This is a genomic window from Bacillus sp. FSL W8-0116, assembly GCF_038003825.1.
Lineage (GTDB): Bacteria > Bacillota > Bacilli > Bacillales > DSM-4216 > Bacillus_O > Bacillus_O smithii.
Genome location: NZ_JBBOPY010000001.1, coordinates 843,782 through 858,573, shown reverse-complemented (window position 1 = coordinate 858,573; position 14,792 = coordinate 843,782). Strand labels below are relative to the sequence as shown.

General features: G+C 41.6%; 13 protein-coding genes. 12 read left to right on the top strand and 1 reads right to left on the bottom strand.

Translation table 11 applies throughout. The features are described from left to right. The first annotated feature begins 78 nt into the window (after positions 1-78). From N1I86_RS04000 to pepF, 12 genes are all read left to right on the top strand, one after another. Positions 79-1,410, top strand: coding sequence for an IS4 family transposase (locus tag N1I86_RS04000; protein ID WP_341094487.1), 1,332 nt, complete (start codon positions 79-81; stop codon positions 1,408-1,410). A gap of 223 nt (positions 1,411-1,633) precedes the next feature. After that, on the top strand, positions 1,634-2,539 hold the full coding sequence (pstC, locus tag N1I86_RS03995; RefSeq protein WP_327803843.1) for a phosphate ABC transporter permease subunit PstC: 906 nt from the start codon (positions 1,634-1,636) through the stop codon (positions 2,537-2,539). Then, positions 2,536-3,420 (top strand): phosphate ABC transporter permease PstA, encoded by an 885-nt coding sequence (gene pstA, locus N1I86_RS03990; protein WP_270584391.1) that lies wholly within the window; start codon positions 2,536-2,538, stop codon positions 3,418-3,420. The genes pstC and pstA overlap by 4 nt, the downstream gene beginning before the upstream one ends. Before the next feature lie 75 nt (positions 3,421-3,495). After that, a complete protein-coding gene (pstB, locus tag N1I86_RS03985; protein WP_340404574.1) occupies positions 3,496-4,299 on the top strand; it encodes a phosphate ABC transporter ATP-binding protein PstB in 804 nt (267 codons plus the stop codon). Positions 4,300-4,324: 25 nt separating this feature from the next. After that, positions 4,325-5,098 (top strand): phosphate ABC transporter ATP-binding protein PstB, encoded by a 774-nt coding sequence (pstB, locus tag N1I86_RS03980; protein WP_341095072.1) that lies wholly within the window; start codon positions 4,325-4,327, stop codon positions 5,096-5,098. 57 nt (positions 5,099-5,155) lie between these two features. Beyond that, positions 5,156-5,812, top strand: coding sequence for a phosphate signaling complex protein PhoU (phoU, locus tag N1I86_RS03975; RefSeq protein WP_003353664.1), 657 nt, complete (start codon positions 5,156-5,158; stop codon positions 5,810-5,812). Positions 5,813-6,721: 909 nt separating this feature from the next. Beyond that, entirely contained in the window at positions 6,722-7,294 is a 573-nt protein-coding gene (locus tag N1I86_RS03970; RefSeq protein WP_327797940.1) for a DeoR family transcriptional regulator, read from the top strand. 28 nt (positions 7,295-7,322) lie between these two features. Next, complete coding sequence (locus N1I86_RS03965; RefSeq protein ID WP_341095069.1) at positions 7,323-8,972, top strand: copper resistance CopC/CopD family protein; 1,650 nt, start codon at positions 7,323-7,325, stop codon at positions 8,970-8,972. A 15-nt stretch (positions 8,973-8,987) separates the two neighbouring features. Next, entirely contained in the window at positions 8,988-9,653 is a 666-nt protein-coding gene (locus N1I86_RS03960; protein ID WP_270584463.1) for a YcnI family copper-binding membrane protein, read from the top strand. A gap of 395 nt (positions 9,654-10,048) precedes the next feature. Continuing rightward, a complete protein-coding gene (gene mecA, locus N1I86_RS03955) occupies positions 10,049-10,708 on the top strand; it encodes an adaptor protein MecA (RefSeq protein WP_270584462.1) in 660 nt (219 codons plus the stop codon). A 124-nt stretch (positions 10,709-10,832) separates the two neighbouring features. Beyond that, positions 10,833-12,035 carry a competence protein CoiA gene (locus N1I86_RS03950; protein ID WP_341095067.1) on the top strand — a complete coding sequence of 401 codons (1,203 nt, stop codon included), beginning with the start codon at positions 10,833-10,835 and terminating at the stop codon, positions 12,033-12,035. A 111-nt stretch (positions 12,036-12,146) separates the two neighbouring features. Continuing rightward, positions 12,147-13,964 (top strand): oligoendopeptidase F, encoded by a 1,818-nt coding sequence (pepF, locus tag N1I86_RS03945; protein ID WP_341095065.1) that lies wholly within the window; start codon positions 12,147-12,149, stop codon positions 13,962-13,964. 151 nt (positions 13,965-14,115) lie between these two features. Here pepF and N1I86_RS03940 read toward each other — a convergent pair whose 3' ends face one another. Further along, the gene (locus N1I86_RS03940) at positions 14,116-14,292 is read right to left on the bottom strand and encodes a hypothetical protein (protein WP_003353655.1); all 177 of its coding nucleotides are present in this window, start codon (positions 14,290-14,292) and stop codon (positions 14,116-14,118) included. Positions 14,293-14,792 lie beyond the last annotated feature (500 nt).

Genomic DNA, 14,792 nt, shown 5'->3' with positions numbered 1-14,792 from the left:
AGAATTTGATCTTTTTTCAGCGCCAAAAACATGGTATCCTTTCTAACGAAAATCATCGTTGGAAAGGATTATTTTTTGATGGAAAAAAAGATGAAGGCATGGATAAAAACGATTCGTCAACTCTTCTCCTATGAAGAACTGACTCGTCTGGCACGGAAAGTCGGATTCATTCAGCGGCAGCGTTCATTAACAGCGGAAGCCTTTCTGACGCTATGTGCTTGGGGAGACGGATCGCTCGCCTGTCAGTCGCTTCAGCGGTTGTGTGCCGATTTGGCGCTCTGGCATGATTGCTCTCTCTCGAATGAAGGACTGAATCAGCGGTTTACGCCTCGTGCCGTGGCGTTTTTAAAAGAGGTCTTTTTTACTCTCCTGATGCATCAACGTCCGGCACTCTCTTCCATCACCGAAACGTATCGCGCTTGTTTCACCCGTCTGCGGATCTTAGACTCTACCAGTTTTTTACTTCCGACCGACTATGGTGAGGACTATCAAGGTTCGGTTTCATCTGGCGCCAAAATCCAATTTGAGTATGAGCTGTTATCGGGAACCTGTCTTCAGCTGTGCGTCCAACAGGCCAATGATTCCGATGCCCGTTTTGCTTATCATACCCAGCACACGATTTTACCGAATGACCTTTGCATTCGGGATCTGGGGTTTTTTTCACTCGCCACGCTGGCGGAGATTGATGCTCGAGGTGCTTATTATATTACCCGGTTGCGTTCCGATATCAAAGTCTATATCAAGCAGGACGGGGAGTGGCACGAATGGGATTGGGAATCGATAGGAAATCGATTGGGCGAGGGGGAAGCCGTGGAAGTGGAACACGTGTATATCGGACACCAACGCCTGTATGTTCCGCGTCTGATTTTTCGCCGTCTCACGGCGGAAGAATGGGAAAAACGGCTGGCGTACGTGCGGAAAAAGGAAAAAAAGAAAGGGAAGGCGCTGTCACGCCAAACCCTTGAACAAAAGAAATATCACATCTTACTGACCAATTTACCACAAGAATCGTTTGATGCGCAACAAGTTTATGAGCTGTATTCGCTGCGCTGGCAAGTGGAGCTGTTATTTAAGGGCTGGAAATCCTTATTTGATCTTGACCGTGTCAAAAAGATGAAGAAGGAACGATTCGAATGCCACTTATATGGGACATTGATTGCCATTTTAGTCACGCAGACTCTTCTGTTCCAAGCCCGAAGGTATTGGCATCAACGGGAGGGAATCGAGATCAGTGAATGGAAAGCGCTTAATATCCTCCAATCGTATTGGCATCGGTTTCTTTTGCATCCCCAAGCGATGGAAACCGCCCTTCCATCTCTCCTGTCTCTGTTAAGGAAACACGCGAGGAAAGACCGAAGGAAAGGAGAGGAAACGGTATCGGATCTTTTAAAGAAATTGGGGATATGGTAGTGTGGGTCATGGATATAATTGCCAAATAACCCTCTTCTTGAGGGTTATTTGGCATGCCCAGCATTTGGTTTTCTCTTCATCCTTTGATTGATTTTTCGAACATGCGTATCATCCTAAAAAATTTTATACCGCTAACTTGACGGGTATGGGGTCTCTCCCTTTTTCTTACTTGTATTGGAAAGGGGAAACCGAATTGAGCGACAGAGTAGTTGAGTGGACAAAAATGAAGAGTGCTCGTGCGAAATCAAAAATATGGATTGAGCGGCGCGGGAGAATGGTGACACTTTTATGCGTCGCCTTTATGGTTTTTGTGGCGGCCTCTATTTTGTATTTTGTGACATCAAAAGGATTGAGCACGTTTGTCATCAATAAAGCAAGCATTACCGACTTTCTTTTTGGAAAAGATTGGGATCCGGGGAAGCTGGATAAGGAAGGGAAACCGGTAGTCGGCGCATTGCCGATGATTGCAGGATCGTTTGCCGTCACGCTGTTTTCTGCTTTAATTTGCGCTCCATTTGCTATTGGCGGGGCTGTGTTTATGACGGAAATTTCCCCGAAATTTGGGAAAAGAATTTTGCAGCCAGTCATTGAATTATTGGTCGGTATTCCTTCCGTTGTTTATGGATTTACTGGCTTAAGCTTGGTAGTACCTTTTTTAAGAGATCATTTTTCAGGCAGTGGATTTGGTATTGCCGCGGCGACGATCGTATTGACCGTCATGATTTTGCCGACGATGATGAGTTTATCGGTGGATGCCATTCTGGCGGTTCCGGCTTCGTTAAGGGAAGCATCGCTCGCATTGGGGGCCACAAGATGGCAAACCATTTATAAGGTAGTACTCAGGACAGCGCGCCCTGGCATTTTGACGGCTATGATTTTTGGAATGGCTCGAGCGTTTGGAGAAGCTTTGGCTGTTCAAATGGTCATCGGAAACTCGGCCGTGATTCCAAAATCGTTGATGGAACCAGCTTCCACCTTGACGAGTATTTTGACAATGGGTATGGGAAATACCGTTATGGGCCAAGTGGAGAATAATGCATTGTGGACTTTGGCGCTTATCTTATTATTGATGTCTTTAATTTTTATTATGATTGTAAGGATTTTGGGACGCAGGAGGACTTTTGAATGAAAGCGAAAATAGCTGATCGTGTAGCAACGGTTGTATTTTATATCATCGCGCTATTGCTCGTGCTTCTGTTGGCAGGGCTTCTTGGTTATATATTGCTAAAAGGTCTTTCGCATATTTCCTGGCATTTTATTACATCGCCTCCGGAAAGTTTTCAAGCGGGCGGCGGAATTGGACCTCAGTTGTTTAACTCACTTTATCTACTGGTGTTGACGATGCTCATTAGTATCCCTCTGTCACTTGGTGCCGGAATTTACATGGCGGAATATGCGAAAAAAAATATATGGACGAATATTTTGAGAACGGTCATCGAAGTACTATCGTCTTTACCGTCCATCGTAGTAGGATTGTTTGGTTTTCTCTTTTTTGTTATTTCGATGGGCTGGGGATTTTCCATCTTATCCGGTGCATTAGCATTAACATTGTTTAATTTGCCTCTTATGGTGCGGGTAGTGGAAGATTCGATAAGGGGAGTTCCATCTTCACAAAGAGAAGCAGGTCTAGCCCTCGGCGTTTCCAAATGGGAAACGATTAAACACGTCTTGCTGCCGGCTGCACTGCCTGGAATCATTACCGGTATTATTTTGGCATCAGGAAGAGTTTTCGGTGAAGCGGCCGCTCTCATTTATACCGCAGGAATGAGTTCTCCTAATCTGGATTTTACCAATTGGAATCCATTCAGCCCAACCTCTCCGTTAAATCCGCTGCGTCCTGCTGAAACTCTGGCTGTCCATATTTGGAAAGTAAACGGCGAAGCGGTGATACCGGATGTTAATGCCGTATCTAGCGGGGCTTCTGCTGTACTTGTGTTATTTATATTAGTCTTTAATGTCAGCGCCCGTTGGATTGGAAAAAGAATTTATCGGCGGATGACATCAAGCTAAGGGAGGAAGAACAGAATGGCGACGACAACACTGATGAAAGAAAATAAAGCGAGCAGCAACGTTCGCTCAGGAGTTATGAAAATGACAGTCCCCGACAGCAGTTCTGAAAATCAATTAAAGAGTGAAAACGTCGTTTTAAAAACGAATAGTTTACGTGTTTTTTACGGAAACCATCTGGCGATCAAGAATGTCAGCGCCTCTTTTATGGAAAATCGGGTAACGGCTCTTATCGGTCCATCCGGATGCGGCAAATCCACCTATTTGCGAAGTTTAAACCGTATGAATGATGAAATTCCCGGATGCAGAATAGAAGGAGAAATTTTATACAGAGGCATCGATTTAAATCATCCGCAAGCGAATGTATTTGATATCCGGAAAAGGATTGGAATGGTATTTCAACGGCCTAATCCTTTTGCTAAATCCATTTTTGAGAATGTGGCTTTCGGACCGAAGCACCATGGCGTCAAAAATAAACAGCTGTTAGAGGAAATCGTTGAAAAAAGCTTACGGAAAGCAGCATTGTGGGATGAAGTGAAGGACCGGCTTCATCGTTCCGCGTTGGCTTTATCAGGAGGCCAGCAGCAACGGTTATGCATAGCAAGAGCTTTAGCAATGGAGCCAGACGTTTTATTGCTGGATGAACCGGCTTCGGCACTTGATCCTGTTTCAACGGGCAAGGTAGAAGAATTAATCGAAGAATTGAAAAAAGATTACACGGTGATCATTGTGACGCACAATATGCAGCAAGCCGCACGGATTTCCGATTATACGGCCTTCTTTTATATGGGGGAACTCGTTGAATTCGGGGAAACAACAGAACTTTTTACAAACCCGAAAAAGAAGCAAACGGAAGACTATATTACTGGAAATTTCGGTTAAAGTTTCAATCGGAGGAGAGAAGAAGATGGCCATTGCGACCCAACAACAATCCATTATTCAGGCCCGAAATGTCAATGTTTATTATGGTGACTTCCATGCGTTGAAAAACATTCATTTTGAAGTGAAAAAACATCATATTACTGCACTGATTGGTCCATCCGGATGCGGCAAATCCACTTTTTTGCGTACTTTGAACCGTATGAACGATCAAATAGCCGGATTTCGCGTCGAAGGGGATATCATCATTGAAGGCAAACCAATATACAGCCCTAAAACTGATGTCGTTCAATTAAGGAAACGTGTCGGCATGGTATTCCAACGGCCCAATCCGTTTCCTATGTCCATTTATGACAATGTTGCCTATGGACCGAAGATCCATGGAATAAAAAAGACTCGCGACTTAGATGAAATAGTGGAAAAAAGTCTTCGATATGCTGCTTTATGGGATGAGGTTAAAGACCGTCTTCATACTTCAGCTATGGGGCTTTCAGGTGGACAACAGCAGCGTTTGGTGATAGCGAGGGTGCTTGCGGTCGAACCGGAGATCATTTTAATGGATGAACCAGCTTCCGCGTTGGACCCTATTTCTACTGCTAAAATAGAAGAATTGATTTTAGAGTTGAAAAAGTCCTACACCATCGTGATAGTGACGCACAATATGCAACAGGCGGCGCGTGTTTCGGACGAAACGGCCTTTTTCCTAAATGGTCAAGTTGTTGAATTTAACGATACGGAAACGATTTTTACTAATCCACAAAGAAAAGAGACAGAAGACTATATTTCCGGTCGTTTTGGATGATTTATTTTTCAGACAGGACAAAAGCGGTCGAGAAAAAGGATAGGGGGTTCGGCTAAAGTGCCTAGAAAATTATTTGAAATTCGTTTGCAGGAGCTGCATGAGACGTTGTTAAAAATGGGACTTCTGGTGGAAGAAGCGATTTTTAAAAGCGTGCATTCGCTGGTCGAAAAAGATTCGGAGCAAGCAACAAATGTCATCCATAACGATCCGAAGATCAATGATTATGAAATTGAAATTGAAAAGAAATGCTTTGAGTTGATCGCAACGCAGCAGCCGGTTGGCACTGATTTAAGGAAGATTGCGACCATGTTGAAAGTGGCAACCGATTTGGAACGGATGGCTGACCATGCAGTGAGCATTGCAAAAATCACCATCCGTTTGGAAAATGAAATTTATTTAAAACCGCTCATTAAAATCCCCCAAATGGCAGAATGTGTGAAAGAAATGGTTCACGAAGTGCTTGAAGCCTATATTTCCTTAAACGAGCTGACGGCGGTGAAAGTGTCCGAAAGGGACGACATGGTAGACCGTTATTTTTCACAGATTGTATTAGATTTAGTGGAAGACATGAAACAAAATCAATCACAAATTCATCAAGCGTCGCATCTCCTGCTTGCTGCTCAGCATTTGGAACGAATCGGAGATTATGTGACAAATATTTGCGAATGGATTGTGTATTTGAAGACAGGTACCATCGTTGAATTAAATAAATAGAACCATTATGAAACAATCATTTTTTAAAGCATGCTGATAAAAAGGCGTGCTTTTTTTATGTGCGCCCGGCATGTACATGAACTATAGGGTGTAAGTCCCGAACCCCGAAGACAGAAGTAGAGGTTAGCCAAGAGCAAGGGTGTCCGTGGTGACGCGGAATCTGAAGGAAGCTGGAGGCAAAACACCGGTCCGAGGAACACGAACCTCATATAAGGCTAGGTATGATTGAGTGAGTTTGCATAACAAAACAAAGCTCTTTCTGTCGAAGGTCATATCGAGTAAATGAGGCGGATAGATGGTGTGAAAGTGCATGTACTTACCCGGGGAGGTCTGGCGGATATGTGAAGTACTCTTCATAACCTACTTAGTGATAAGTAGCTGAACCGTCAGAAGTCAGCAGAGGTCATAGTATTAGTTGGTCTAGAACAACTAAGAAGGACCGAACAATTAAGAGAGAATAGCCCTTGGTATTCAGTGAGTCATGATGAACACAGAAAACGTAGTACCTCACTTGAGGGAGGAAGCGGTGAATCCCGTGGGAGACCTCTTGGAGGGTGGAGTGACCACTGGCATAAAGAGAACAGCTATTCACGGAAGTTATAAAGACTTGCGTCAATTATCTTAATTGAACCGCCGTATACGGAACCGTACGTACGGTGGTGTGAGAGGACGGGAGTTAATCGCTCCCTCCTACTCGATTTTGGAAAACTCAAGATTCGAAAGAGAAAAATAAAAGGATCTAACAGCTGATTTTTTTAAGGAGAATGAATGATGGTTGATTGAAACAAAAAGTTATGTGAAAATATGTTAGAAAATAAAAAAATTTCATCATTTTTTCACATATTTTTGATCATACATATTGAAACGTGGGGAAAAGAAAGCTACCTTTGAAAAGGAAGGAGGAATTGTATGATTCCGGTTGAAAGACAGCGGCAAATTGTAAAATGGCTTGAGACGGAAGAATTTTTAAGTGTAGCGGAAATAAGCAAGAGGTTAAACGTTTCAGAAATGACTGTTTATAGGGACATCAATGCATTAATGGATCAGAAAAAGATTGTGAAAACTTCGAGAGGGATTACAATACGAAAAGAGACGCAACCGTCTCACAACATCTGTTCTTATTGTCATAAAACATCCACTAGCCGGCATAGCGTCCAAATTATCAGGGTGGACCAGCGTATTGAAGAAACTTGCTGTCCACATTGCGGACTGTTGAGATATGACGATATCGAAGAAGACGTTTCGCAAATTCTTTGCAAGGATTTTCTCAACGATACAACTATCAGCGCTAAAACAGCTTACTATTTAATGGATGCCGATATTGATATGCATTGCTGCTATCCTCAAGTCCTTGTTTTTCAATCACTGAAACAAATTAGACAATTTCAAACTGGTTTTGGCGGGCAAATTTATACCTTTGACGAAGCCATCCAAAATATTCAACGAAAAATGAAAGGTTTCAGCTCAAGCTGCTGCGATTAAGGCATGATCACATTGGGAGTTGGAGACTTTGAAAAGTATAAAAGTCGGTTTAGCGATATTCATTATTTTTATGCTGTGTGTTTTTCATCCTTCGTTGTCGCAGGCTCATGCCTATATCATTCAATCTTCCCCGTCAGAGAATGAGGTATTGGATAAGGGACCAGCTAATGTAAAAATTACGTTTAATGAAGCCGTACAGCCCGTTTTTCATTCATTGAAAGTATTGGATGAGAAAGGAAAAAGAGTCGACAGGGGGGACGGACATGTTGAGAAAAACCATCCTTCTATATTGACAGCCAGCTTAAAAAAGAATCTACCAAAAGGTACATACGTGATCCGTTGGAAAGTGATTTCCGGCGATGGGCATCCTGTGGAGGGGACGATTCCATTCCGGATCGGAGACGGAAGCCAAAGCAATGCACCGTTGGCAAACGAAACAAAAGGATACTTTCCAAAAGCGGATATGATTTTAATTCGATGGCTGCAGTATGTGAGTTATGCTCTATTGATCGGGGTGATCTTTTTTCAGTTATGTATTTTGCCCCCTCAAAAAAATAGCCTCGAATCATTTCTCAGCCGCAGGAATTTGCTAGTTTGGATATCGGCTGTCGGAATAACTGTCAGCATCCTCCTTTCCTTGCCGTTGCAGGCAAAATTGGCCGCCGATGTAAGCTGGTTGAACGCTTTTCAGTTTTCATATGTCAAAAATACACTATTTTATACGAATTTCGGACCTGTTTTTTTAGCGCAATGGATCCTTTTAATCTTTCTGTATCTTTTTCTGATAAAGGCTTTGCGCCATGACCGCAGCGGCTGGCTGATCGCTTCTTGGATGGTGGGGTTCGGACTGCTTTTAACAAAGGCATTCATTGGACATGCGGCCACAGCTGAACATCGATTGTTGGCGTTAATGGCTGACTTTCTCCATTTAGCCGCAGCATCGATTTGGCTCGGATCGTTGTTGTCCATATGTTTTCTGTTGCCGGCCAGTTTGTCTCAACAGGATCAAGAAGATCATAAGTCTTCTTATTGGAAGGCCATTCATCGCTTTTCCGTTTGGGGTATGGTCATTTCAGCGATTATTCTTGCAACGGGACTTTACAGCGGCTCGATTCATATTCCTAACTGGCATTCAGTCATTTCAACGACATATGGCCGCTTTTTTCTGGCGAAAGTCTTTTTATTTCTAGTGATGATGGCGTTTGCTGCTTATCATTGGGTTCGAGGCAGAAAAAAAGAAAAAATATTAGGGCGAACGGTTTGGATAGAATTCTCCGTCGGAATTTTGACGTTAGCTGTTGCCGCCATGTTGGCCAATATGCCTACTGCCTTCGAGGCAAATGGAGCTTTTCATGAAACGAAGAAAACAGAAAACGGCTATGTAGTTTCTTTGAAAGTAGACCCAGCTGACGTTGGGAAAAATTCATTTTATATCAATATTGTTAATAATCAAGGGAAATCCGTTCAAGGGCTTCAGCAAGTGGTGATGACATTGAATTCATTAGATATGGATATGGGAAATACAACGATTCAAGTACCAACCAAATCCATGGGATCCGGCTATGTAACTGGAACGATCCCTATGGAAGGGGATTGGAAAATACACATTCATGGTTTGACCCAAACGTTTGATTCGATTGATGCTGATTTTCAACTTTATATAAGCGATAAAAAATAAAAAGGAGTGGTTAAGATGAAACAATGGATTCGTAAGATCAGTAAAACGGCTTTGTTGCTTGCGGCAACCTTTTTCTTTTTCAACGGCATGGCCAGCGCCCATGTGACAGTGAATCCAAAAGTATCCACACCGGGAGGATGGGAAACGTATACGATCAAAATTCCGGTTGAAAAAAATGTTCCTACAACGAAAGTGGTTTTAAAAATACCGGCAGGAGTGGAGTTTGAGTCTTATCAGCCGGATCCAAACTGGAATATAAAAACAGAAAAAGATTCTTCCGGAAAAGTCAATACGGTGACTTGGGAAGCGAAAGGCAATGGAATATTGCCGGGACAATTTGAGCAATTTCAATTTATCGCCAAGAATCCGGATAAGGAAACGAAAGTGGCGTGGAATGCGTATCAATACTATAAGGATGGAAGCATTGTGGAGTGGACAGGAGCGGAAAACACAGATACACCGCATTCTGTAACAGAAATTACAGCATCGCCGCAAAAAACGGTGCAATCCGATGAGCAAGGTCACGACCATGATTCACCTGTTACATCTCTTTCTGATGAGAAAAAACAAACAGATCACAATGGGTCGTCCGCAGAAACGGTTTCTGTCGTGCTGTCGATCGCTGCTGTTGTTCTTTCTTTGATAGCCTTGATAGTGGCAAGTCGAAAAAAACGCTCATAACAAGTATTTTTTAAAAGGGACAGGGGATGCCTGTCCCTTTTTGAATATAAAGAAGGGAAGAGATTGGATCATTCTTTTTTAAAGCGTGTGGAACGAACGGTTTTTTTGCTAATTTGTTGTTCTTTCTAAAAAAGAAAATTCATTTAGGTCAAATCAATCATTTCCACTTGAATATTTTAAAAATTTTAGATAGAATGACAAAACACAGTTCATTATGTTTTAGGCAAAGCAAGGAATTTTCGTATTGGGAGGGATTTTTATTTCCCTTTCCTGATGTTTTATCATAAAATAGAAGTACAAGGTAAAAATAATTGTAATGCAATCACCAACGAACAGAGCAGTGCTCGGGGGTGCAGTCCCTTCATCACCTTATATCCAGAAGGGAGAGGTAATCAATGGACATAGAACGTATAAATGAAAATACAGTCAAGTTTTACATTTCGTATGTTGATATAGAAGAAAGAGGTTTTGACCGCGAAGAAATCTGGTATAACCGGGAACGCAGTGAAGAACTCTTTTGGGAAGTAATGGATGAAGTGCATGAGGAAGAAGATTTCGCTGTGGAAGGACCGCTCTGGATCCAAGTGCAAGCTTTGGAAAAAGGGCTTGAAATCTTAGTGACGAAAGCGCAAATCTCCAAAGACGGTCAACGTTTAGAATTGCCCATTCCAGAAGAGAAACTACGAGAATTCCCGATGGATGAGCGTTTTGAAGAGCTTTTAGACCAGCATTTCCACATTCGACCGTTAGACAGTGATGAAGAAGATTCTTTAGAATTTTTGCTGGTATTTAATGATTTTGAAGACTTGATCGGACTTGCTGCCCAGCCAGGTCTGGACGATTTGCAAACAAAGCTTTTTGCCTATGACGATAAATATTATGTATATGTCGAATTTCCTGAGGAATTGTTTACGGAAGAAGATATCGATAATTATTTAAGCATTTTGCTTGAATTTGGGAAAGAAACCAATACGACGATCCATGTTCTGGAGGAATACGGAAAAGTCATTATAGAAAACGATGTATTCCGTACACTGCAAAAGTATTTCTCTTAACCGTATGTCCAAAATGATGCCGATTTCATACGAAATCGGTTTTTTTGTACGGTTTTTCGGTTTTTTAAACGGCGCAGGGATTTGAAGCATGAATGTCGTAATCTAAAGGTTAGGAGGTGAAGAGGTGTTTACTGCCTATGATGAAAAAGGTACAGCCGTTCATTTATTGTCTTGCCGTGATAAGGAGGCATTAAAGCGATGGAAAAAGGAAAAACGTTTTTATTGCCCTTGTTGCCGCTCTCCGCTCACATTAAAAATCGGTTCAACGAAGATCCCTCATTTTGCTCATATTTCCAACCAAAAATGTCCTGCTTCTTCTGAGCGGGAATCGGAACGGCATTTATCGAGCAAACTTCTTCTTTATAAATGGCTTCGAAATCAACGACTCGATGTCCAATTAGAAGCTTATTTACCCTCCATTCAGCAGCGCCCCGATTTGCTTTTGAAAAATCCGCCTTTGGCAATTGAAATCCAGTGTTCTCCCCTTTCTGTCTCTCTTTTTCAAAAACGAACGGACTTTTATCGAAAACACGGCTTAAAGCCGCTTTGGATTTACGGAGGTCAGACCGTTTCACAAGATCGTTTTCGTCTTTTTTCTTTTACTTCTTTTCAACAAATGTTTTTTCAATACTCACCGCACTGGGGGTATTGGTTTCCTGCCTTCCAACCAGAAATGAAAATGTTTCATTTTTATCTTTTCCTCTTTCCATTTTCGCCGGTCAAATTTTTCGGCGTACAAGTGAGCTTATTGATGGATCAGCTTGCTTTTCCGTTCTCTCTACGTAAACCGAGTGTCTCGCGCTGTTTTACCATGGCTCAGTGGCTTGAGGAAAAACGACGGTGGATCAGCCGTAAAATTCGTTATTCCAAAGCTTTCCGTGATCCGTTTTTGAAAACCGTTTATTTCAACGGCCAAAATCCTCAACTTCTTCATTCTTGCATAGGACTTCCCGTCAAACATAGCATCTGGATTCGAAGCCATCCCGTCGAATGGCAATATTATTTATGGTCCGATTTGCTTTACCGTGTCAAGATCGGTCAAACCGTTCATATTAAACAAGGATTAGTAGTTTTACTAAGACGTGTAAAAAAAGGGGAGTTGGTGATTCGCGAGTTTCCCCTTATTGAACCGATAACACTAGAAAAGACGGTATTTCAATATTTTCAATTACTTGCAAGCATGGATATTTTACTGAATATAGGGGGAGGAAAATTTAAAGTGCAAAAGAAAGCAATCGACGCTTCCACGGTGGACAAGCAGTATCAAGAGGAGAGGCTATTGCTGAACAAATATAAAGAGATTATATTAAATTCACTCCAAATTTGAGCACTCAAGCAGGATAATTTCGGCAATAAGTGTAAAATATATAGTGAAACTCTCATGCGAAGAGATGAACAAAAAGTATGGAATGCTGACGTTTTCGATGGAGGGATATTGATGACAGAAACACAGGCAAAGACGTTGCCTTCTCGCAATGAAGTGCCGGAAGAGCTGAAATGGAGGCTGGAAGATATATTTGCCTCCGATGAAGAATGGGAAAAAGAATTCGAAGCCGTTAAAGAATTGGCGAAAAAAGCAGCTACCTTTAAGGGAAAGTTGGGAGAAAGTGCAGATCAATTGTATGAACTCCTGACTTTTCAAGATGAATTGCTGCTGAGGATGGGAAAATTATATGCCTATTCTCATATGAGATATGATGAAGATACGACAAATTCATTTTATCAAGGGCTGGATGCGCGTGCGAAAAGCTTGTATTCACAAGTAGCCAGCAGCCTTTCTTTTGTCGTTCCGGAAATATTGAGCATCGATGAAAGCAAACTTGAAAAGTTCTTAGAAGAAAAAGAAGAATTAAAACTGTATCGCCACGCCATTGAAGAAATCAACCGCGAGCGCCCTCACGTTCTTGATGCCGATCAAGAAGCGCTGCTGGCCCAAGCTTCAGAGGTAATGAGTGCTTCCAGCAATACGTTCGGCGTTTTAAATAATGCCGATTTGGAGTTTCCGGCCATTGAAGACGAGAATGGGGAAAAAGTACAAATCACCCATGGCCGCTTTATTCAATTTTTGGAATCAAAAGATCGCAGAGTGCGCCGCGAAGCTTTTAAAGCGGTTTATGAAACATATGGAAAGTTTCAAAACACATTTGCCAGCACACTGAACGGCCAAGTAAAACGAGATAATTTTTATGCAAGGGTTCGAAATTATGAAAGTGCCCGCCAAGCGGCTCTGTCTTCTAACAACATCCCGGAGAAGGTGTACGATAATTTAGTGGAGACAGTGAATAAACATCTTCACTTGCTTCATCGCTATGTGGATTTGCGCAAAAAAGTGTTACAACTCGATGATCTTCACATGTACGACCTATATACACCACTCGTACAAGATGTCGATATGAATGTAACTTACGAGGAAGCCAAAGACTATGTATTGAAAGGTTTAGCTCCTCTTGGAGACGATTATTTGAATGTCTTGAAAAAAGGCTTTGAGAATCGTTGGGTGGATGTTGTAGAAAATAAAGGGAAGAGAAGCGGAGCCTATTCTTCTGGATCCTATGGAACGAATCCTTATATTCTTTTGAACTGGCAAGACAATGTGAACAATCTGTTTACGCTTGCACATGAATTCGGTCATAGCGTTCACAGCTACTATACGAGAAAAAATCAGCCGTTTGTGTATGGCGATTATTCCATCTTTGTGGCGGAAGTTGCTTCGACATGCAATGAGGCGCTTTTAAATGAGTATTTATTGAAAACGTTGAAAGACGAAAAAGAGCGGATGTATATTTTGAATCATTATTTGGAAGGATTCCGAGGCACAGTCTTCCGTCAAACCATGTTTGCTGAATTTGAACATATCATCCATCAGAAGGAACAAAACGGCGAAGCATTGACATCTGAGCTATTGACTAAGGAATATTATGAATTGAACAAGAAGTATTTTGGCACGGGGATGACCATCGATAAAGAAATCGGTTTAGAATGGGCGCGGATTCCGCATTTCTACTACAATTATTACGTATATCAATACGCAACTGGATTCAGTGCAGCCCAAGCTCTAAGTTCACAAATATTAACCGAAGGGAAACCGGCAGTTGATCGTTACATCAATCATTTCTTAAAAGCGGGCAGTTCCGATTATCCAATTGAAGTGCTGAAAAAAGCAGGGGTTGATATGACGACACCTGAACCAATTGAACAGGCTTTGAAAGTATTTGAAGAAAAGCTGTCCGAACTCGAATCATTATTAGAGCAATAACAAAGGAGAAATAGCGGCCATCAGTGGGGATTTCTCTCCTCTGATGGTTATTTTCGCTTAACAGGGATGGTGAACGTTCCATTGAGCATTGGGAAAACATTACTTCTTTCCTTGAAATTCTCCATCATTTCCCCGCAGAAATTCATAGTTTTTAACGAAATCCTTTAAAACGTTTTCGATCGTTCAGATAACTAATAAATAGAAAAATCACAATAAATAAAATGGGGGAAGTAATGTAAAGGGGTACTAACTTCATAAGTCCAAGCAAATTGATCAATAATGTCAATAGAAGCAGAATGGTAAGAAATAGAATGGGAAGTTTTTTCAATCGAAACAGCCTCCTTCGCTGTTTTTTGCTCTATTTCATTATTATGAAAAGGGCATCCCATTCATTCGAATAAGGGGAAGAGCCCATCTTGATGTGCTCTTTTTCTAACATTCATTCGGAATTTGACAAATCTGTGAAAATTCGAGCAAACTCTTGAAAACTAAAAAAATAATTGATATATTAAAAACGTGAAGTTGATCACAAGCAAACATATACCCCTTTGTTTGACCGTGAAAAATTTCTCCCATCCCCTTTGTTCGAGAAAAGGCCTTGCAGTTTGTCACTGCAAGGCCTTTTCTCTTTGTGATGGACATTGACGAAAATCTAATAAAATAGTGTTCATTTCATCTTATGGTCATTTTAATCCTACTTTTTGGGGGCAACAAAGCTCCGGTGAATGGCTGTTGTTTAATGAATGAATGTTTGTTTTTGGACGGAAGAATAGAAAGTACTAATAGGCTGGAGAACAGGTAAGTCGAATAGATTTTTAGATGAGGGGA